28 protein-coding genes are annotated in these 19,804 nt (G+C 35.6%); 3 read left to right on the top strand and 25 right to left on the bottom strand.

All coding sequences use genetic code 11. The annotated features are described in order from the left end of the window. Nucleotides 1-19: 19 nt before the first annotated feature. The gene (locus tag ILA26_RS03285; protein WP_292894029.1) at nt 20-847 is read right to left on the bottom strand and encodes a PfkB family carbohydrate kinase; all 828 of its coding nucleotides are present in this window, start codon (nt 845-847) and stop codon (nt 20-22) included. Between the two features lie 19 nt (nt 848-866). After that, nucleotides 867-1,715 (bottom strand): cation diffusion facilitator family transporter, encoded by an 849-nt coding sequence (locus ILA26_RS03280; RefSeq protein WP_292894027.1) that lies wholly within the window; start codon nt 1,713-1,715, stop codon nt 867-869. 111 nt (nt 1,716-1,826) lie between these two features. On the opposite strand from ILA26_RS03280, the gene ILA26_RS03275 reads away from it, so the two are divergent. Next, nucleotides 1,827-2,006, top strand: a complete 180-nt coding sequence (locus ILA26_RS03275) for a hypothetical protein (RefSeq protein ID WP_292894025.1) — start codon at nt 1,827-1,829, stop codon at nt 2,004-2,006. Here the strand turns inward: ILA26_RS03275 and ILA26_RS03270 are convergent. The 18 genes from ILA26_RS03270 to cbiM form a co-directional block, all read right to left on the bottom strand. Then, the gene (locus tag ILA26_RS03270) at nt 1,998-2,687 is read right to left on the bottom strand and encodes a HisA/HisF family protein (protein ID WP_292894024.1); all 690 of its coding nucleotides are present in this window, start codon (nt 2,685-2,687) and stop codon (nt 1,998-2,000) included. The genes ILA26_RS03275 and ILA26_RS03270 overlap by 9 nt on opposite strands. Before the next feature lie 573 nt (nt 2,688-3,260). Continuing rightward, entirely contained in the window at nt 3,261-3,545 is a 285-nt protein-coding gene (locus tag ILA26_RS03265; RefSeq protein ID WP_292894022.1) for a DUF3194 domain-containing protein, read from the bottom strand. 36 nt (nt 3,546-3,581) lie between these two features. Beyond that, nucleotides 3,582-3,929 (bottom strand): prefoldin subunit beta, encoded by a 348-nt coding sequence (locus tag ILA26_RS03260; protein WP_292894020.1) that lies wholly within the window; start codon nt 3,927-3,929, stop codon nt 3,582-3,584. Between the two features lie 37 nt (nt 3,930-3,966). Next, a complete protein-coding gene (locus tag ILA26_RS03255) occupies nt 3,967-4,233 on the bottom strand; it encodes a KEOPS complex subunit Pcc1 (RefSeq protein ID WP_292894018.1) in 267 nt (88 codons plus the stop codon). Continuing rightward, nucleotides 4,226-4,711: a ribonucleotide-diphosphate reductase subunit beta gene (locus ILA26_RS03250; protein ID WP_292894016.1), complete on the bottom strand. Its 486-nt coding sequence runs from the start codon at nt 4,709-4,711 to the stop codon at nt 4,226-4,228. The genes ILA26_RS03255 and ILA26_RS03250 overlap by 8 nt, the downstream gene beginning before the upstream one ends. 46 nt (nt 4,712-4,757) lie before the next feature. Next, the gene (locus ILA26_RS03245; protein WP_082706360.1) at nt 4,758-4,889 is read right to left on the bottom strand and encodes a DNA-directed RNA polymerase subunit P; all 132 of its coding nucleotides are present in this window, start codon (nt 4,887-4,889) and stop codon (nt 4,758-4,760) included. A gap of 3 nt (nt 4,890-4,892) precedes the next feature. After that, nucleotides 4,893-5,162 (bottom strand): 50S ribosomal protein L37Ae, encoded by a 270-nt coding sequence (gene rpl37A, locus ILA26_RS03240; RefSeq protein WP_292894014.1) that lies wholly within the window; start codon nt 5,160-5,162, stop codon nt 4,893-4,895. A 230-nt stretch (nt 5,163-5,392) separates the two neighbouring features. Beyond that, the gene (gene guaB / locus ILA26_RS03235) at nt 5,393-6,877 is read right to left on the bottom strand and encodes an IMP dehydrogenase (RefSeq protein WP_292894012.1); all 1,485 of its coding nucleotides are present in this window, start codon (nt 6,875-6,877) and stop codon (nt 5,393-5,395) included. 13 nt (nt 6,878-6,890) lie between these two features. Then, nucleotides 6,891-7,604 carry a (5-formylfuran-3-yl)methyl phosphate synthase gene (locus ILA26_RS03230; protein WP_292894010.1) on the bottom strand — a complete coding sequence of 238 codons (714 nt, stop codon included), beginning with the start codon at nt 7,602-7,604 and terminating at the stop codon, nt 6,891-6,893. A 110-nt stretch (nt 7,605-7,714) separates the two neighbouring features. Beyond that, entirely contained in the window at nt 7,715-8,917 is a 1,203-nt protein-coding gene (locus ILA26_RS03225) for an LUD domain-containing protein (protein WP_292894008.1), read from the bottom strand. Next, on the bottom strand, nt 8,904-9,575 hold the full coding sequence (locus ILA26_RS03220; protein WP_292894006.1) for a (Fe-S)-binding protein: 672 nt from the start codon (nt 9,573-9,575) through the stop codon (nt 8,904-8,906). Before ILA26_RS03220 ends, ILA26_RS03225 begins: the two co-directional genes overlap by 14 nt. Then, a complete protein-coding gene (locus tag ILA26_RS03215) occupies nt 9,575-9,925 on the bottom strand; it encodes a DUF2304 domain-containing protein (RefSeq protein ID WP_292894004.1) in 351 nt (116 codons plus the stop codon). Before ILA26_RS03215 ends, ILA26_RS03220 begins: the two co-directional genes overlap by 1 nt. A gap of 8 nt (nt 9,926-9,933) precedes the next feature. Beyond that, the gene (locus ILA26_RS03210) at nt 9,934-10,638 is read right to left on the bottom strand and encodes a glycosyltransferase family 2 protein (protein ID WP_292894002.1); all 705 of its coding nucleotides are present in this window, start codon (nt 10,636-10,638) and stop codon (nt 9,934-9,936) included. Between the two features lie 10 nt (nt 10,639-10,648). Then, nucleotides 10,649-11,107 (bottom strand): riboflavin synthase, encoded by a 459-nt coding sequence (gene ribC / locus ILA26_RS03205; RefSeq protein WP_292894000.1) that lies wholly within the window; start codon nt 11,105-11,107, stop codon nt 10,649-10,651. Nucleotides 11,108-11,243: 136 nt separating this feature from the next. Next, nucleotides 11,244-12,077 carry an ATP-binding cassette domain-containing protein gene (locus ILA26_RS03200; protein ID WP_292893998.1) on the bottom strand — a complete coding sequence of 278 codons (834 nt, stop codon included), beginning with the start codon at nt 12,075-12,077 and terminating at the stop codon, nt 11,244-11,246. 6 nt (nt 12,078-12,083) lie between these two features. Next, nucleotides 12,084-12,776, bottom strand: a complete 693-nt coding sequence (gene cbiQ, locus ILA26_RS03195) for a cobalt ECF transporter T component CbiQ (RefSeq protein WP_292893996.1) — start codon at nt 12,774-12,776, stop codon at nt 12,084-12,086. Between the two features lie 36 nt (nt 12,777-12,812). Then, nucleotides 12,813-13,100: an energy-coupling factor ABC transporter substrate-binding protein gene (locus ILA26_RS03190; RefSeq protein ID WP_292893994.1), complete on the bottom strand. Its 288-nt coding sequence runs from the start codon at nt 13,098-13,100 to the stop codon at nt 12,813-12,815. Nucleotides 13,101-13,110: 10 nt separating this feature from the next. After that, a complete protein-coding gene (gene cbiM / locus ILA26_RS03185) occupies nt 13,111-13,776 on the bottom strand; it encodes a cobalt ECF transporter S component CbiM (RefSeq protein WP_292893992.1) in 666 nt (221 codons plus the stop codon). Nucleotides 13,777-13,971: 195 nt separating this feature from the next. On the opposite strand from cbiM, the gene pyrF reads away from it, so the two are divergent. Together pyrF and ILA26_RS03175 are read left to right on the top strand one after the other, a co-directional pair. Beyond that, the gene (pyrF, locus tag ILA26_RS03180) at nt 13,972-14,619 is read left to right on the top strand and encodes an orotidine-5'-phosphate decarboxylase (RefSeq protein WP_292893990.1); all 648 of its coding nucleotides are present in this window, start codon (nt 13,972-13,974) and stop codon (nt 14,617-14,619) included. An 84-nt stretch (nt 14,620-14,703) separates the two neighbouring features. Then, nucleotides 14,704-14,946: a DUF5654 family protein gene (locus ILA26_RS03175; protein WP_292893988.1), complete on the top strand. Its 243-nt coding sequence runs from the start codon at nt 14,704-14,706 to the stop codon at nt 14,944-14,946. Between the two features lie 46 nt (nt 14,947-14,992). On the opposite strand, the gene ILA26_RS03170 is transcribed toward ILA26_RS03175, so the two are convergent. From ILA26_RS03170 to ILA26_RS03150, 5 genes are all read right to left on the bottom strand, one after another. Beyond that, entirely contained in the window at nt 14,993-15,520 is a 528-nt protein-coding gene (locus ILA26_RS03170) for a hypothetical protein (protein WP_292893986.1), read from the bottom strand. Then, nucleotides 15,521-16,444: a deoxyhypusine synthase gene (locus ILA26_RS03165; RefSeq protein WP_292893984.1), complete on the bottom strand. Its 924-nt coding sequence runs from the start codon at nt 16,442-16,444 to the stop codon at nt 15,521-15,523. It abuts the gene before it with no gap. Between the two features lie 15 nt (nt 16,445-16,459). After that, nucleotides 16,460-17,362, bottom strand: coding sequence for a CBS domain-containing protein (locus tag ILA26_RS03160; protein WP_292893982.1), 903 nt, complete (start codon nt 17,360-17,362; stop codon nt 16,460-16,462). A 104-nt stretch (nt 17,363-17,466) separates the two neighbouring features. Then, nucleotides 17,467-18,051 (bottom strand): transposase, encoded by a 585-nt coding sequence (locus tag ILA26_RS03155; protein WP_292893979.1) that lies wholly within the window; start codon nt 18,049-18,051, stop codon nt 17,467-17,469. Nucleotides 18,052-18,752: 701 nt separating this feature from the next. Next, a complete protein-coding gene (locus ILA26_RS03150) occupies nt 18,753-19,742 on the bottom strand; it encodes an ATP phosphoribosyltransferase (protein WP_292893978.1) in 990 nt (329 codons plus the stop codon). Nucleotides 19,743-19,804 lie beyond the last annotated feature (62 nt).

Genomic DNA, 19,804 nt, shown 5'->3' with positions numbered 1-19,804 from the left:
ATTCATTAAAATATGAAAATTACAAGTACCTGTTTAAATTGTATGGTCCAAAATTTTCTATTTTTTCACTGGCAATCCTTGATGCGAATTTTCCGGCAGTTTCAGATGATTTCATCAATAATTTTTGTGTAATGTATGATGCCATATAGGTGTCTCCGCAGCCGGTGGTGTCAACGACATTATCACATCCCACAGCATCTATCCTGATTTCACCATCACCCACAATTCTTGACCCATGAGAACCGTCAGTTATGACAACCTCATCCACATCAAAGTCTATGCCTATGATGTTTGCTTCTGACTCATCCATAAATATTGAAGAGGCACCGTTTAAAATGCCACTTAACTCATCAAAGTACTCTAATTTAAGAGTGTAATTTTCATTTACTTCAACGTCAGGAATCCTTAAAAAACCCTGTATCGAAAGGAATATGGGAACATTGAAACCTTTCAGGTATTCAACCGTTTCAGCCGGAAAGTCATGTCTGTTGAGAGGGTTTATCACAAAACCGTCAATCTCATCAGGCAGGATTTCCTCCAAATCAGACGGCAGGATTGGGATGTCTGCAAAATTGCTCAACTGCAGGCGAGTGTCCCTGTCATCCCTATCGGGATAGTCATTAATGAAAAAATGAGTGTCGTCTTTTTTGATTACCCTGACCTTGTCCAAATTTGGAAAATCATTAATTAGGCTTTCATCCGCACAATTGACGATAGCCAAGTAATCCCCGAAAAATTCCTCGAATACGAAGGATTGATAATATGTGGCTCCTCCAACCTTGAAAGACTTTTCTCCGCCAATGACGATTAGATCCTTTGTAACGGGACCTATTGCAACCAATGTCATGATAGATAATCCTCTTTAATTATTTAAGTTCGATTGTGATGTCCACAACATGATACTTCGCTGAAATATCGTAAATTTCCTTTTTGATTTCCTCGACATTCTTGCCGAAGTCCACATCAACCTTCACGGTCATGACTGAATCTATTCCGTCAAGTGACCATACATGGAAATCCTCAACCGCATTCACGCCTTCAATTCCCTCAATGGATTTCTTGAACTCATCTACATCAAAATAGTTAGGGGTCTTTTGAAGCAAAACCTCAACTGACTTGTAGAGGTTTCTTCCAAGGTTGAATATCAGCCAGAATGCAATTCCAATTGAAACGAATGGATCAAGGTATTGTGCACCGTCCCAAAACATCAACACAAGGCTCAATATCAAAATGGCAACCCATTCAAAAATATCCCCAAGCTGATGGAACAGGATTGCCCTTTCGTTGAATGTTTCACCATCATGCAACCTGTACACTGAAATTGATTTGAAAATGATACCTATAATGGCCACAACCAGCATTCTACCTGCATCGACACCTTCAGGTGCAAAAAGCCTTGGTATTGCCTCAGATAAAATCACAAATGCCATGATGATTACGAAAATGGAGATGATTACTGCACCAAGAATTGAAAACCTTTGGTATCCATAGGAATAATTGTCTGTTGAGTCTCTTTGGGCAACATGCTCCAGAATCCATGCGACTGCAATTGAAATTGTGTCTGATGCGTCATGAATGAAATCCGCAAGTATTGCCATACTGTTTGTTGCAAGGGCTCCTATAACCACTATTATATTAAACGCCAAATTCATAAAAAATACAAATGCTAAATTTTCACCAGCTTTCTTGTGGTGATGATGCGTATCTATTCTCATTGGTTTAATATTTTATAGTTATTATAAAAAAAGATTATCATTTCCCCAATATAGAAAATATAAAGTTAATTTTATATAATTAAAAAAAGTAAATTATAGTAGTGATTAAAAATGGCAGTTATGGGAACAACAATATTTTCACATATTTTACCAGTAATTTTTGGATTTTTTGCATTAATATTAATAATTTCTGGATCTCTTGAAGACAACAATCCGAAATTAGGTTTAGGAATAGCATTATTTGTTATTGCATGCATATTCCCTTATTTAGTGTTAAGTGTTTTAATCTAGAAGTTTAACTTCACCAGAATGTAGGCTAGTTCCTATCAACACTCTTTTTATACCTAAAGAATCCAACTCACCTAGAGATTCTTTATTCAAACCACCAGCAATAATTAATTTATCTTTTAAATCAGCAAATTCATTAAGTAGATATTCATTGTAGCCTTTTTCTGTACCGACACCAGTAATGTCCAAAAGGATTATGTCATTTGGATCAAGCTCAACAAGAATGTCTCTGAATTCAGACAATGTCAAGTCCATGTTTTTTGCAAGCAGTTCATTGTTTTTAGTGTCAACGCTCACTACAATCCTTTCCTTAGGATACTTTTCGAATATTTTTCTAAGCTCATCGATGCTTTCCAATGTTTCTGTCGGAACGATTACCTTGTATGCATAGTCAAGGAAGAATTCGAACCCTTCAAGGTTCTTGACTCCACCATCAAATATTACAGGAATTATTGTGTTTACCATCTTGATGTCGTTTATGTTGTGGCCCTGTGACTCAATCAAGTCAAGGTCTGCAATGTACATCTCGTCTGCACCGTTAAGCTTCAATCCCTGTGCGATTTCAACTGGATTTGCAGATGATGCAAAAACTGTTTTTAATGGTTGATATGTGTCTCTCATGCCTGACTTGCCGCTTACGGCTTGGTGTTGTTTTAAATCTATTACTGGAATTTTCTTAATCATATTAAATAGTTAGTAAAAAATAGTATTAAAACTTAAGGAGGTGAGAGGAACATACGTGTTTTTCAGCCCCTCTCGAGTATAAAAATAATGATCAATTTAAGTCGATAACGATTACGTTATGAACCTCTATTAATTAAGTTATTTTGCATAGTATATAAATGTTACTATAATTTATAAAAATTAAAGTATACTTGAATATATAAATTTTAATAAACTAATCAAATAATTAAACATGACATAATATCAAACATATAAAAATTAACATTTGTCCAATAAAAATTAAAAATCGTAAAACGCAAGATTTTAACGACTTAAAAATATTCCAAATTTAATAAAATGACATTGATAAAGTTAAATTGATAAAAAAATAATAGGTGAAGTTTGAAGTAATTGAAAGAGGGAATTTGAAAGATAGTATTACGTGTTTGTCCTAATATTGCTAAGCTATTGAGATTACTCCAAACTCTATATAATAGTTGGCCCTAATGATATAAATACTTTTTTATAAAAAAGTATTACTTAATATAATAAAAAATATAATATAAGTATTACTCAAAAATTTAAAAAAAATAATTAAACTCTGTAATTCTCATCAATGAATGAATCAAAGCCTAAATAAGCTTCATCAATAGCTTTCATTACTTGGTCTTGTGTGATTTCAGATAACTCATCGAACATGACTCCAACATCGACATCGACATCTAATTGCTCATTTTCATAATTGAGAACGATGTCCAAGTCCAAATCCTCAATTTCCTTGCTAGGCAAAGCTTTTGAAACTTCATGTTCTAAAATTTCACCGAACTTGTCGGAAATTTCAGCCAGATCATCTTGAGTTAATACTTTAAGTTTTGACATAAAAATCTAAAAAAAGAAAAGATAAAAGGTCTAAGCCTATTGGCCCATACCTTGCATTGCAGCTTGAATGGTTGCTTGCATTTCTTCGAGTTTTTTCATGACTCTTTCTTCTTGACGGGTCATGGTTTGTTTTCTTAATTGAAGAGTTTCTAATTTGTCTTCAGTGTCAGCTAAAGCATCAGCATATTCTACTTTAATGAGTAAAGTACCTGCTTGTTTGAATACTTCAGTGTTTTCATCAGTCTTTTTAAGCTCTTCTAATGCTTTTTCAGTTTCTTGAATTTGTACTTCAACGTTTTGAACCTGCATGCTTACAGCTTGAGCTTGTTGTTGTAATTGTTGAAACTGATTTAATTGTTGTTGAATGTTTTCAGGAATCTCCATAATATCACCTAATTAATTTTTAATTATTATATAAACATTAAATTGTCAAATCATTTATTTGCAATGCTAAGTTAATCCACTTGATTGCGGAGTTGACGGAAGCTCTAAAAGATGTAGAGTCTTCTGCATCAATATTGATATGGATACTAGAGCCGACTAAATCAATAGTCATTGATGATCTGAAATCAGGGGCGGTTTCAAACTCCAAGATTATGGAATCATATACAATTTGAGCCTGGTCACCACTATCGAATTCGACAACAATATTACTTTTAACAGATTCAAGAGGAGTGTCTTCAATCATTTGAAACCTCTAAAATCTTTTTAACGTTGATTTGGAAATTAATCATGTCTCCAAATTTGTTAATGAATCGAATTCTTGCCTGTGAATCATCACTTTTAGCAATCAAAATATAATTATCTTCAGCCTTATCCACTAAATCAAAATCCAAAATATCGCTTAACACGTTAAGATTGTCTACTTCGGAAACTACTTTCAATTTTGATGGAGCAATATTCATTTTCTCATTGTCAAGGGTTGCTCCAATGAGGATTGTCAACAACAACTCCCCCTTATTGGAATAAAAAGAAATTCTACTAGGATTTCCCTTAATCTCATTTACAACGGCTACATTGTACTCGTCAACTTCCAACGCCTTTAACAATAGCTCGCGCATGTTCATTTTTCCCCTATTGACAGAGGTTGAACCGGTAGCATGTGCTAAATTCTTACAAAACTTCCTAGTTTTTTGAGAAGGTTTTCTAGAAGTTGAAATTAACATTTAAATCAAAAATAGTATAAAAAATTTAGTAAAAGAAGATAATGATTTATCTTGCTTTTATAATTCTAGTAGTTTCTGGAACATTTTTAAATAAGATTCTGTATCTACACTTAGGACATTTGTTTTCCATGTAGCTTTTATGATCTACTTCTGCTCCACAACGTGGACACCTATACAAGGCCTATTCCTCCACACGAATGTCTCTGATGTTACGTGCTGCAGATTTTGCCATAGGAGTTTGTGGAACGTATGCTCCACCAGTAAATACTGCACCACATTTTCTGCATTTCCAAATTCCAGCAGCTTCTCTTTTTACGTAAGGTCTATCACATTTAGGACAAACATGATTCTTTTTCATGTTTTCTTCGATGATCTTTACAGATCTTTTTGCTTTTCTTCCGTATCTTGCACCGAACCTTCCTGTAATACCCACTTTTTTAGTTCTTGCCATTTATATTCTCTCCGTAATAATAATAATTTAATTAAAGAATTTACATTGATTATGTAAAATAATCATAAAATTATCTAATAATATAATATAAGATAATCTAATATTTAAAGGTTTGCTTAAAATTAGCATTTTAAGCGAAAAAATACATTTTTTGATGAGAAAAAAAGTTATACCTATAAATCCTATGCCATTATTCAAATTCCCATCAAAAAAAATTAAAATGAATCCAACTAGTCAAGAGTTGGATAGTTAGGACTTTCATTAGTTATTAACAAGTCATGTGGGTGGGATTCTTTGATTCCACTGCTTGTAATTCTAACGAAGTTTGCTTTTTCTTGCATTGCAGCAATATCCTTAGCACCACAGTAACCCATGGATGATTTCAAACCGCCCACTAATTGGAACAGGATTTCTGCAACGGTTCCTTTATATGGAACAGCACCTTCGATTCCTTCAGGAACATATTTAGTATGGTTCATTTTACTTTTTTGTCCTTGGAAGTATCTGTCTGCTCCACCATCAAATTCACTGGTCATTGCACCCATTGATCCCATTCCACGGTATTTCTTGTATTGTTTACCGTTCATGACAACAATGTCACCTGGAGCTTCAAGGGAAGCTGCAAGTAAGTTACCTAGCATTACTGCATCTGCTCCAGCACCGATAGCTTTTGCAACATCTCCAGAGTATCTGATACCTCCGTCAGCAATTACCGGAATGCCTGAGTCAGCTGCGGCATCTGCAACATCTGAAATTGCAGTCAATTGTGGCACACCAACACCAGCTACAATACGAGTGGTACACATTGAACCCGGACCGATACCCACTTTAAGTGCGTCAACACCCATGGAAATCAAGTCTTCTGCAGCTTCTGCAGTTGCAATGTTACCCACACATAATTCAGCATCAATATTATCTTTAATGGTTTCTGTAAATTTGACTACGTTCATGTTGTGTGCATGAGCACAGTCAATGGAAATAATGTCAGCACCAGCTTGATCCAATGCCATTGCACGGTCCAAATCAAATGGACCACATGCTGCAGCAACCAAAAAGTCGCCGTTTTTATCACGAGCAGCATTAGGATATTGTGCTTGATTTAAAATGTCTTTAATAGTAATGATTCCAACTAACTTGCCGTCACGTACAACAGGGAGTCTTTCAACCTTATTGTCGTATGCGATATTCAATGCCTCTTCAGCAGTAACCCCTTCCTCGACAGTTACAACATCGGAAGTCATGATATCCTTAATTTCAGTTTTTGGTTCTGATTTTAAGAATGGTCTGATATCCCTTTTTGAGATAATACCAAGAATTTCATCACCGTCAACAACAGGCAACCCGCTGATAAGCTCATTGCGCATGATGTCTTGAGCTTCAGCAACAGTGGAATCTTGAGCAATAGTTACAACATCACGGATGGTCAAGTCTTCAGCATTCTTAACTTTTCTTACTTCTTCAACTTGTCTTTCGAGTGTGATGTTTCTGTGAATTACACCAACACCTCCTTCTTGTGCCATAGCTACTGCCAAGTCAGCTTCAGTAACTGTATCCATAGCGGCACTTAAGACTGGGATGTTTAATTTAATTCCTTTACCTAATTCGATTGTAGTGTCTATGTCTTTTGGTTCTACATAACTTGCATTTGGAGTTAAGAGAAAATCATCAAAAGTATAAGACATTCTTGCTTCTTGAACTTTTTTAGAAAATGACATAATTTACACCTATTTAAAATGAATCACATAATTCTTTGAGCTCAGCTACAGCACTGTGGTGGATTTTACCAGTATTTCTGTCTCCACCTACACAAGCAGCTCCTCTGATTCCAACAACATCACAACCAATGTCATGTAATGGTTTTAATTGGTCTTTTTTAACAGATCCTGCAAGTGCGGTTTTCAAACCGTATCCGTGAGCTTCGTCAACAAATTCTTTCAATTGGTCGATATCCAAATAATCGAATAAAGTATGACCGTCTTTAACTGCAGTGTCAAGCATTGCAAGGTCGCATCCAGCGTCTTTTGCAACTTTTGGTATTTCCATAGGGTCAACTGCACCTACACGGTGAGCGTCTGCATAACCTGCAGCTACAATAATTGTATCTTCACTAATATCTTTTACAGTTTTTACAACGTTTTCCATGACTTCTACAGCTTCGTCATGATTTTTTGTTCCGTATAATCCAACTTTAATATAATCTGCTCCGGAAACGTGAGCTCCCATTGCTGCAAGTGAAACTGTACCTGGTTTGTAAGGCACATCACCTAAAGTTGCACTAACAAGCTTGTCTTCAGGAGTTAATTCCCTGATTTCTTTAATGACCCAAGGGAAATTAGCGCCTAAAGAACCTTCCTTAGGATTTTTCACATCAACAATATCTGCTCCACCTTTGATTGATTCAAGAGCTTCTTCATGATTTATAGGACTTATTAATAGAAGCATAAATTTCCTCCAATAAAATATAATTTTATAATATAATAATATTACTTCTTTATTATTTATAATATTATTGGTTTTAAGAAAATCAAAGAGAAAAATTAAAAAAAATAAAATTAGTAAGGAGAATTGTTCCTGGAAACATTATCCTTGATTTTGCCATGTGCCTTAGGGTAAAACCCAACTTCAGTTGACAATTTCCTCATGTTTTCAAGGATTTCATTAGTTGGTATTGTCAAAGGACAGTTTAATGTACATAATCCACACAATGTGCACATGTAAAGACCTGAATTAAAGCAGGTCTCATCATCCTCGATGAATTTTGACATTGCAACTCCACGGCCACCCAAATAGTTGTTGAATCCGAATTCGTTTCCGACCGCATTGTAAACCGGACAGTGAACAACACAGTTACCGCATCCGATACAGTAAAGGCATTCCTCAGTTGCTTCACTCCTTCCGTTGTCTAATAGAATCAAGACAACCCTTTCAGCACCATACATGTTTTTCAAAAGCTTTTTCTCAATATCCGCTGTCTTTGACGGACCTGATATTACATTCATATATGAAGTCACATAGTTGCCTGTTGCAAATACTGTTTCAAGTTTCACAAGGGAGATTGCGTCTTCCAGTGTAGGTACTATTTTATCGATTCCAGCTACAATTATATGCAAATCCTTTAGTGAAACTATTGAAATATTGCCCTCATTGTGCACCATTACACATGACCCCTCTTCAGAGGCAATTGCATTGGCTCCACTTATACCTACGTTGGCATTTTTTAGGCGATTTAGAACATCACCCCTTACAACTTCCATGATTTCCCTTGGAACCGCATTGACATTAACGTCCAATGACTCGTTGACTATATCAGTTATGTTTGAAACGTTCAAATGTGAAGCCGGACCTGTTGGATGAACCGGCTTGTTGTCTGTTCTTTTAAGCTGAAGAATCCTGTCCCCCAAATCGGTTTCAACAACATCAATGTCCTTGTCTGCCAAATGACCCTTGAGATTTATTTCACCCAACGTATTTGACTTTGCCTTTGCGATAACTTTTGCATCATACTCATCAAGCAATTCGTCAATAATGTCCAATGCATCCTGTGCGTTTTCAGCCATTAAAACATCAATATCATTCCTTTTAAATGACTCCAATGCCTGATTCAAATAGTAATCGTTATTTTCAATTGATTCTTTTTTGATTTCCTGAACCCTATTTTTTAGCCTTTTTGTGGATGGGGAATCCTTAATGGAATCGGACCTGCTTTTGACAGTGTTGAATGACTTTCTCATTGTTTCAAGTTCACTGGGTTTCATCCATATCACCATATTTCACTAAAAATTCAGTTAAGTCAATGACTTCCATTTCCTCATTTGACAAGTTGAGCTTGCAGAACGGGCATGCAGTAATAAGGGTTTTGCAGCCTGTGTCTTTAGCCTGTGCAATTCTTGTACTTGCCATTTGTGAAGCAATTTCAGGATAAGCGGATTTCACCCCACCTCCAGCTCCACAACATAAGCTGTTTTCCCTGATGTTTTCCATTTCAATCAGATTTGCAACACTTTCAATGACATTTCTAGGGGCATCGAAAACTTCCATATGACGGCCCAGATGGCATGAATCGTGATAAGTGACATTCAAATCCTTTTTAGAAATGTTAAGACTGCCATTTTCAATCAAATCATTTAATAATTGGGAAATGTGAATCACATCCAAGCCTTCATAATCCTCCTTAAGAGTCTTATAGCATCCAGCACATGAAACCAAAATGGTTTCATCTTTAAAAGACTCAGTGTTCCTTTTGATTTGTTCCTGTGCATCTTTTAAAAAACCAGTTCTGAGGAGCACTGATCCACAGCAAGCCTCCTCATCCAAAATATGATAATCAACACCTGCAAGGCCCAATAGCTTTTCAGTTGCTTCCTGAATGCTGGTTTCCTTTTCCCTTGCAGTGCATCCTCTAAAGTAAATCATTATTCATCCTCTTCATCATCAAGAGATATTTCATTATTGATTGCCACTTCCTTAACTATTTTGTTGATTTCATCATTTAGAATATCTATTTTATTGAATAATCCGAATATGATGTAGAATAACACTAAAAATACTGCAATGATAATGAAATCCAAACCTCTTGTTATACCGAATAGGCTTGCAAACCTCTCACTTGCTTTTGGAAATATTGAAAACAATATTACGAACATCCAAAGTACAGTCCATAGTATTACAGTTATCAAGGATTGTTTTTGCTTCATGTATCTATAAACAAACCATAGAATAGCTAATATTGAGATTATTGGAAATAATATTGAATATAATAACATTTAATCACCTAAAACTGATGTTTTATCATTTGAATTAAAATTTTTAATGCCTCTTTGACATTAGTTCCTTTTGCTTGAGTTTCAGGAGTGTAGATTGTTTGAATTGGAACTTCTGCAAATGGAATATTCTTGTCATTGACTTCACGAATAAACTCTGATGAAATGAGATATCCTCTGGCATTGATTTTGATTTTTTTCAATGCATCCTGGGTTATTGCCCTAAAACCAGTTTGAGAATCACTTACATTAACTCCATAAAATATTCTTGTAAGCAAGTTCATGATGGCATTTGCAAAATTTCTGGTAAAAGGCATGTCCTTAAGTGGCCTAACGCCAATTACAGCATGAGCTTGGCCAGTGACTAGTGGAGTTATTACATTATCCAAGTCATCAGCTGAGTGCTGTCCATCTGAGTCCATGCTCACAACATACTTTGGATCATATTTCAATACTGCATCAAAACCAGTCTGTGTTGCGATTCCTACACCACGATTTATCATTAAAGAATATACATGAATCTTATCCGGATATTTCCTTTTGGAATCCAGAATAACATCCAAGGTATTGTCTGATGAACCGTCATTGACAATGACCATATTATAGCCCTTATCTGCAATGGATTCGATTACCGGCTGTATTCTTGTTGCTTCGTTATATGCTGGAAGAACAACAAATGTTGCATTTCTATCTTCTGAAGTTAGTTCATATTCCATTTTATATCACTTATAAAGGTCCTGCATCCTCTTTTCCTTCACGCATACCCATTCCTGCCTCTTTTCTCATTGCCTTTCTGGAATACATCATTTTGATTAGATTCTGCGCATGTTCACGTGCTCTGTTTTCTGCAAGCTTTGCAAGCTCCACAGGGTCTTCCTCTTCATCTTCGTGAACGAAAACTTCCAATATATGCGTATTGGTCATCAATTGTGCATTAATCAAACCGGTTGATGCCTCGTGAGCGCACATCTTGTCCTTTTCCATAGGTCCAGGCATTCCAAGTGCCATCACAATGTCACAATTTTCCTCTTCAATGAGAATTTTAGCGGTTACAGGTAAATCCTTAACGCCGGGAACGGTTTCCCTGATTATTTTCAAATCATAAGCGTTCTTTTTAAGCTCGTCTATGGCGGCACTGGCCATATCAAAACGAGCGAAAGTTGTGTCACAAATTCCAATTCTCATGTAAATTCACCTTATGAAAAAATATGTTTTTTAAAATATAAAAGTTTAGTTGAAAAATAAGAAAGTATTATTTTTTATTACTGCGAGTAATACTTTAAGCTATAGAATTATGAAAAATTTTTGAGTTAAAAAAAAATTAGTTTTTATCTAAAAGTTTTAGAAACTTATCCTTTGCCTCGTCAATTGTCAACGGATAGTCATCTTCCATATCTATGCCTTCGGCTTCAAGCCTTTGGAACAGTTCAGTGACAATTGGAACTTCAAGGTTAGCTTGCTTTAAAATTTCTGGTTGAGAAAAGATATCTTTAGGTGTTCCTTCAGCAATCAACAACCCATCCACCAAAACAAATACTCTTTTAGCATAATCTGGAACCAAATCAACTTCATGTGTTGATATTATGATTGTAATTCCTTCATCATTGAGTTCTTTTAATAATTTTGTTAAATTGGTTACACCCTGTGGGTCAAGACCTGCAGTAGGCTCATCCAAAACCATAATTTCAGGTTTCATTGCAAGAATACCTGCAATAGCAACTCTTTTCTTTTGACCTCCACTCAAGTGATGAGGTGCCTTTTTCTCAAAACCGTTCATTCCAACACGAGCAAGAGCCTCTTCAACACGATCTTGGACCTCTTCCATAGAAAGCCCTAAGTTTAAAGGCCCAAATGCTACATCTTCCTCAACTGTTGGAGCGAAAATCTGGTCATCAGGGTTTTGAAATACAATTCCTACCTTTTGCCTGAACTTGAGCAGGGACTTTTTGTCATACTTTAATTCTTCACCGTCAATGAAAACTTGCCCTTCATCAGGTTCGTAAATACCATTCAAATGCAGGAACAATGTTGACTTTCCAGCACCGTTTTTACCTAAAAGAGCAACCATTTCTCCTTTTTCTACTTTTAAGCTAACTCCCTTCAATGCCTGATAATCCGCATTATATGAATATTTAATATTTTTAACTTCTAACATGATTGATTACTCCCTTTTTTGTGGTTCATAAATTGGCAATTCACCAGTGTACCCTCTGGAATCAAGAGAATGCTGTAATGTTTCACTCTTATCAAGAGATCGTAGAAAAATTGTACTTGCAAGTGCTCCTAGAGATTTAAATGAATTCCAATAGGAATGATATCCAAGTCTTGTTTCCTGTGCCTTCTGCATAGTGTCAATCTCATTTAGGAATATGAAAATTGAATTGTACATCAAAAGTGCAATCTCAATTACAATTCTTGGAACCTTCAATGTGGCCAGACAATGCAAAATCTTTGCAATTGGTGTGGTCAATGCCAAAAATCCAAGCAAAGGCAAACATCCAACAACTCTAAAGAATGTATAGACCCCATAGTGAAGGGAATCAGTTGTGACCACTATGCCAAATATTCCTGTTTCGTATATGACTTCTCCATTTCCAAAGAAGAATATCAGGAACAGACATGTTATGACTACAAATGCCATCGGAATTGATAAGAACTTAAGATATGATCTGAAATTTATCTTGGCCACTGCCAAAATGACAATGGACATCACTACAAAAATGAATATGTCGAAATATAGATTATCAAGAGCTAAAGTTAAAATCAACAGGAATATTGTCAGGAACAGTTTAAAATAAGGATTTGTTTCTGTCAACTCATTATGATGAGCAATATAATCCATATCAAATTTCATAAAAAATCACTAAAAAAAATAAGTTAAGAAGAATATTTATTCTTCTTTACCTTGTCCTCTCCAGTAACCGAAGAAGTAACCAATGATGATTGCTCCTATTGCTGCTTGAAGAGCGAATAATAAACTTTCGATTTCACCACTAGGTGGTTCCCATATAGACTGAGCCCATGGTTGGAAACCGGATGCTTCTACAGCTTCCCCTGCTGCATCGTCGGATCCACCAAAGTAACCGTCATCTTCTCCATGACCACTGAACATCACTAATGGTGCGATGAAGATAATGATACAAACTATAGCTAAAATAATTAATGTTGATGTTTTCATATTTATCACCTTATGCTTCATTAGGAGCTAATGCACCAAGTTTATCTAATAATTTTGGTTTGTAAGCTTTTAATCTGTCCCAGATGATTACTGTTAAAATACCTTCTCCAACAGCTAATGGGATTTGAGTAACCGCAAAGATAACTAAGAAGTTAGTTAATGCTGCACTGAATGTTGGTGCAGGGAATGCGAATGCTAATTGGAATGAGGTTGTAACGTAAGTTAACAAGTCACCTAAAAATGCTGCAAAGAATATTGCAATTGTTGATGATATGCCTGCTTTGGTAAAAGCTTTGTAAACAATCCAAGCTACGACAGGTCCAACGATACCCATTGAAACAATGTTTGCTCCTAAAGTGGTTAATCCACCGTGAGCAAGTAATAATGCTTGGAAAATAAGTACAATAGTTGCTAATACTGCAGTTACAGCAGGACCGAATAATGCTGCACCTAATCCGTTACCACAAGGGTGTGAACAACTTCCAGTAACAGAAGGTAATTTCAAAGATGATAAGATGAACATGAAAGCCCCACTCACAGCGAGTAATGCCTTGGATTCAGGGGTTTCATCTACGATTTTTTTGATTTGATAAATACCATAAGCGACAAAGATGATTGCTACAACGAACCATACAATACACCATTCTAATGGTAAGTATCCTTCCATAATATGCATAAATTTTTTCCTCCAAATATATCAAAACGAATTGATAAAATTCTCAATAAAAATTTAAATTATAATTAAAATTTAATAAAGTTTTATTGATAATCTTATTATATCACTTATTACATATAAATGTATAGTAAAAAGTAATACTAAAAAATTAGGCACACCTAATAATTTAATAGAATAAATAACAAAGTAGATACCATGAATGTAAAAAATAGTTTAATTTTAGCCCTCGATGTAATGAGTGAAAGTGAAGCCATTGACATGTGTGACTCCATTAAGGATTATATTGACACAATAAAAATAGGCTACCCACTCGCACTTGCGGAAGGTCTTGAAATCATCAATAAATTAAAGGACAAATTCGGATTCAAAGTGATATGCGACTTCAAGGTTGCAGATATCGATGCAACAAACTCCAAGATATGTGACGAAACCTTCAAGGCAGGAGCCGATGCAATAATATGCCACGGATTCGTCGGATCTGACAGCGTTCAGGCATGTCTTGACATGGCAAACAAACATGGAAAGGAACTGTTCTTACTGACTGAAATGTCCCACCCAGGAGCCAAGATGTTTCTGCAAAAGAATGCAGACGCAATAGCTGAAATGGGAGTCGAGATGGGAATCAAAAACTATGTTGCACCGGCAACAAGACTTGACCGCCTGTCAGACATAAGAAACATTGTTGGAGATGAGGCATATATCATCTCACCGGGCGTTGGAAAGCAAGGCGGAGACGGCAAGAAGACCTTGGAATACTCAAATGCAATAATTGTTGGAAGAAGCATTTACGAATCTGAAAATCCAAAACTTGCATGTGAAAATCTAATCAAATCACTTGAGTAATACTAAAATTATTTTAATAACAAAAAATAAATATATAAATGTTCTTAGTAGAGGGAACATATAGGTTAAATGGAGGTGAAAAGTATGGCATCTGAAGTAACAAAATTAATCATGGAAACTATTCTTGGATTAATTACCACTGCATTCGCATTCGTTGCAGGTTTAGCATGGAACGATGCAATCCAAAAATTAATCGAAAGTGTTATTGGAACCGGTGATGCTTTACCAAGTTTATTCGTATACGCTATTGTTGTAACCATTGTTGCAGTACTCGTTACCGTTATCCTCGCTAGAGTAGCAGGTAAAATGGGCGTAGAATTAGAATAAATAAAAAATAGAAAGGAATTTTATATTCCTTTTTTTAACTCTTTTTTTAATTGAACTTTTCAAAACAAATTCCTGCAATCACATAGAATATTTCAAATAGCAGGAAACAGACAAATATCCAGATACTGAATTGTCCTGTAATTGCAAGCAGACAAATGACTATTTTCATCACAAACCTGTATTCAAAGAACAGATTAAGGAACCTGTTTTCAGTCACTTTGGAAACCATCTCATGACCCACCTCATCGGCCAATGCCGCAAGGATACAGATTAACAGCACTATAAGGCTCAATTCTGGAATTCCAAATGCGAGGCAAATCACTATAAATACTATCAATGTGACTATATGATGAGTTCCATCCACCTTTAGGGCCAGAATATTACCTATAGGTATGGCTATGAAAATATATGCCGCACCAGCATCATAAATTGCCGCAACGGCTGAAGCTATTCCGCATAGAACTCCACAGATAGTGGCAAACTTCAAATCATTATTAACATCGAATAAGTCATCTGAATATTTCATGAAAAATCCAGACAATATGAATAAGATTGCTAAAATAATGTAACTCATCTAATCACCATTAATTTTATCCAAGGCAGCGGCATAGATTAATGGAAATATAACTGTAACGTCTCCAACAACACTTGCAAGGTTGGATCCGCATTTGGCTTTTGCCCAGGATTTCGCTTCCTCCAATGGAGCTCCGCCTAAGCTTCCGGCTTCAGGCCTGTCCATGGTAATCTGAATTGCAGCATCAAGGCCTCCCTTGATAACATTGGATGCTAATGTGTAATGTTTGGTAAGGCCTCCTCCCAAAAGGATTGCACCGACCTTTTCGGATTCAAACACGATGTCTGAGAGATAATGCATATCAGCGACGGCATCCACAACAAATTCATGGTCCTGTGAGAATATCCATAGCTGAAGACCCATCATTGAATCGATTAGTCCAGGAGCAAAAATTGGAATGTTATTTCTTGCAGCGGCAGCCACAAATGAGTTCTCATCATCAACCAAAAGGCCCACCTCATAAAGCAGTTCCTGAATTGAAACTATTGGCTTTTCAGAGGCTATCTTTTCATAGATTTTTATAATTTCTGTTTCAAAGACTGTGAAATCATCTGACCCTACATTGATATCAGCTATTCTTCCGATTCCTTCCTCATTCAGTTCCTCATCATCCTTGCCCTCGTGGCGATAATGAGCTCCTCCAAAAGCTTCAACAAGGTCATGAGTTATGTTGGCTCCGCTTGAAATAATCAGATTGACATGTCCCTCTTTAATCATTCTTGTGACAACATTTCTCATTCCACCCGGTATCAGAGGCCCTCCAAGACTCATGAACACGCTCATGTCCTCGTCCTGAATCATGTCTGCCATGACATTGCAAGCGCGTGCCACCCTTCCTGCACCTAAAACGCCTGACTGGTCAAACTGATCTATCAAGTCAATTATCTTCATACCATTGTCTACATTAATCTGGTTTACTCTCATTAAATCACTTAAAAATTAATTTGTATTGACTGGGAATTGTTCTAAATTAGTTATGCTTTCAATCAAGTCGGTTCTTGTAACGATTCCCAATAGAACTTGGTTGTTATCTGCAATAATCAATCTTGAAATTTCTTTTTTACGCATAACCTCAATTGCATTGGCTATCTTTAAATCCTCATTTACAATGACAACATTCTTGGACATCAATTCTCCAACACACTTGTCCTCATTATCATTAGCTATTGCATTGACCAAGTCTGTTAGTGTGAACACTCCAACAACCTTTCCATCTTTTATTACAGGAGCACCATCAATTCCATTATCCACAAGTTTTTTTGCAGCCTCTTTTACTGAGCAGTCCAAAGCAAATGAAATTACATCCCTGCTTGCAATGTCTCCTACAGTCTGTTTAGGAATGCTTCTGATGGTAGTGGTGTCGACCAATAGGATATTGTCCATATCGTCACGGCCCACAATCTTTCCTATAACTCCCAAATTGTTCACTGGAGTCGGGCCGATCCTTATGGTATCACCCAAGTTCAAGTCCTTGATGCTTCCCAATACCTTGATTGCGGCTTCACATTCTCCTGGCTGAGGAACGCTTGTGAATTCAATTTTTGCAACGGAAATGTCTTCCACTTTTTTCCCATTCTTGAAGATTGGGACTATGGAATCATTGTCTGAAACAGAAATGTTTAATGCATGATAAGCTTCAATTGTTGGTTTATATCCTCCTCTAGGTCCAGGTACACCTTTAACTAGACTAAGGCTTCTTAACGATTGCATCTGGTTACGTATTGTTCCTGGGTTCCTATTCATCACCTCAGCAATGTCTTCGCCCTTAATAGATTTACCATTAGAGGATTGATATAAATTAATCAATGTTTGTAAGATTTCCTTTTGAACAGAAGTTAACATGTTTTATCCCCTTATAAACTAAAATAATATTACTATTTATGTTAAGTATAGTTTATAAATGTTAATGATAAATAATGATAATTTAACCTTGTAGAAACCCTCATTTAAAATACTTGAATTGCTCTGTAGATGTTGTATAATACATCTTTGAGTTTTGTTTCTTTATTTTGGAGTTTTGTGCTTCTACTATAGTTCCCTCCGTTGAATCTTCTTTTTATTACATAAATTACACTTTCTACGTTCATTCTTCGTGTGTAAACGTCGTGCCAGAAGATTGTTGCACTATTCAATCTGTAATATCCTGTTTTTGCTCTTGTTTTTAATGGTATTTGGTCGAATGCACCTACTTCTTCATTTATACATTTTCTTATTGCTTCTGTGTCGTATGCTCTGTCTGCAAGGATGTAATGTGGTTTGTAGGGTTTTAATTGTCTTATTGATGCGATTGCGAATTGTGTATCGTATTTTGGACCTCGATTTGCTGCGTAATTTAGGATCATTCTTGTGTCGACATCGATTGCGATATGATTTTTAATGTAGCTTTTTCTGCATTTACCCCTTATTTTTGCGTAATAATGATCCGCATAGTCACTTGTGTGACCGGTTCCATCCATTGCTGCTAATTCACAATCTATTGGATGCATGAACAATATTAGATTGTTTAAATCTTTCAGTTTTGTGTCCGACATTCTTATAAAGAATTTCTGAATTGTTGTGTAGTGTGGTAGCTTGTTAAGTTTCAAATATGTGGTTATTTTATCAGAAACATCTAAAATTTCAATTATTTCACGATAGGTTGTTTTTAAGTAAGTTTTCATTGCCAAAATAGTGAATAATTGTGGTTGATTATAAATATGATTGCTATAATCACAGGAATACTTTGGAAATATCCATTTTGCATAGTTAAATGTTAATTCAACAAAGTACAATAATCTATTTTGATTTTCACCAATTTTAAATAGTTTTTCTTTCCGAGTCTTTCCACCAATCTTAAGTCCAAAATCCAAAAGGTTTAAATGTCTTGAATTCAAATAGTAATATGGAGAATAGTTTATTTTACTGTACATATTAATAATTATTCTCCATTCTACTATTTATAAATTATTATTCGTTTTTACAATGAATTGGAAGTATTATTTCATGTGTAAAAAAATTAAAAGGATAAAATCGCTTAAAATTAAAATCCAAGCATTTTAGTAAAAATTTTTTTGCGAAGAACAAATTCGAGTGTAAAATAAAAAGAACAATAACATGTCAAAATCAAAAACAAAGAGAAAATATCACTTCTTTAACAAAAACAAGCAAAAAACATCGATATTCACTTAAATTTTAACATGGTTTCTACAAGGTTGATAATTTATTAAAAAAATAGAAAAAAAGAGAGAAATGATTATTCAATCAATTGTTTTAAATCATTTCTTATAATTGAAGTTGCGTCAAATCCCTTGATTGCATCAACCATTTCAGGGAATTTCGCCTTAGGAATCAATACGTTGATTTGTGAGAAATCGGAACCCGGAGTGATTGTAGGTTCATCAGCACATAGCTTATTGTCAATCAAATAGTTTGAAACCTCTTCAATCTTATTATTGGCAATGTTGAATTTCACATCAAAGAATCTTTTTGCGGTGATTGCACCAAGCAGTTGCTCATAGATCATCTTTGCCTTTTCAAGCTTGTCTCCAGTGCAGCTAACTCCCGCATAAAGGCCTGCTGAAGAGTGCAATATTGTTTCGATTTCCTTCAATCCTGCCTTTTTAAGGCTGCTTCCGGTTTGGGTGTTGTCAACAATCAAGTCTGCACCCTTTGCAATGTAGACTTCAGTTGCACCGTCTGAGTTGATGACCTGAACCATCTCATTGTCACCATCGGTCAAACCTCTAACCTGCACGAACGGCACTGCATCACCATATAACTCTTGATAAACCTCATTTTCCATGATGAATTTCCTGGTCAAGTTAGGATATTCAGTAAAGCATAATATTGGAGTTTTCCTATCCTTGTTTGCCCTGAACAAATCAGATAGATTGTCATATGGTGAATCTTTAGGAACAGCAACAATCAAACGGGTCTTACCATAATCCAAATCACCAATCTTTACGGTATTTGTTTTTCTTAAAACAGATTCCTCTTTAATCCAGTCCTCACCAACAATTGCAATATCAACCATTCCTCTGTTTAGCTCAACAGGTGTGGATTGTGGACGGGTCAGGAATGCCACGATATCTTCATCGTTTAAAATTTCAATTTCATAAGATTCATCACCAGGTTCGTATCCTTTAACCTCATAACCGGCATCAACAAACAACTGATAAGTATTACCTCTTTTAACATTATTCAAACTTCCCTTTGGAAGCCCTAAAATTATTTTTCCATTCATATTAATACCTACAAATAAGATTATTCATTTTAATATATAATAATTTGGATAATTTAAAAAAA

It is taken from the genome of Methanobrevibacter sp. (genome assembly GCF_017940815.1).
In the GTDB taxonomy this organism is placed as follows: Archaea; Methanobacteriota; Methanobacteria; order Methanobacteriales; family Methanobacteriaceae; genus Methanocatella.
This window is presented reverse-complemented; position numbering and strand designations above follow the sequence as displayed.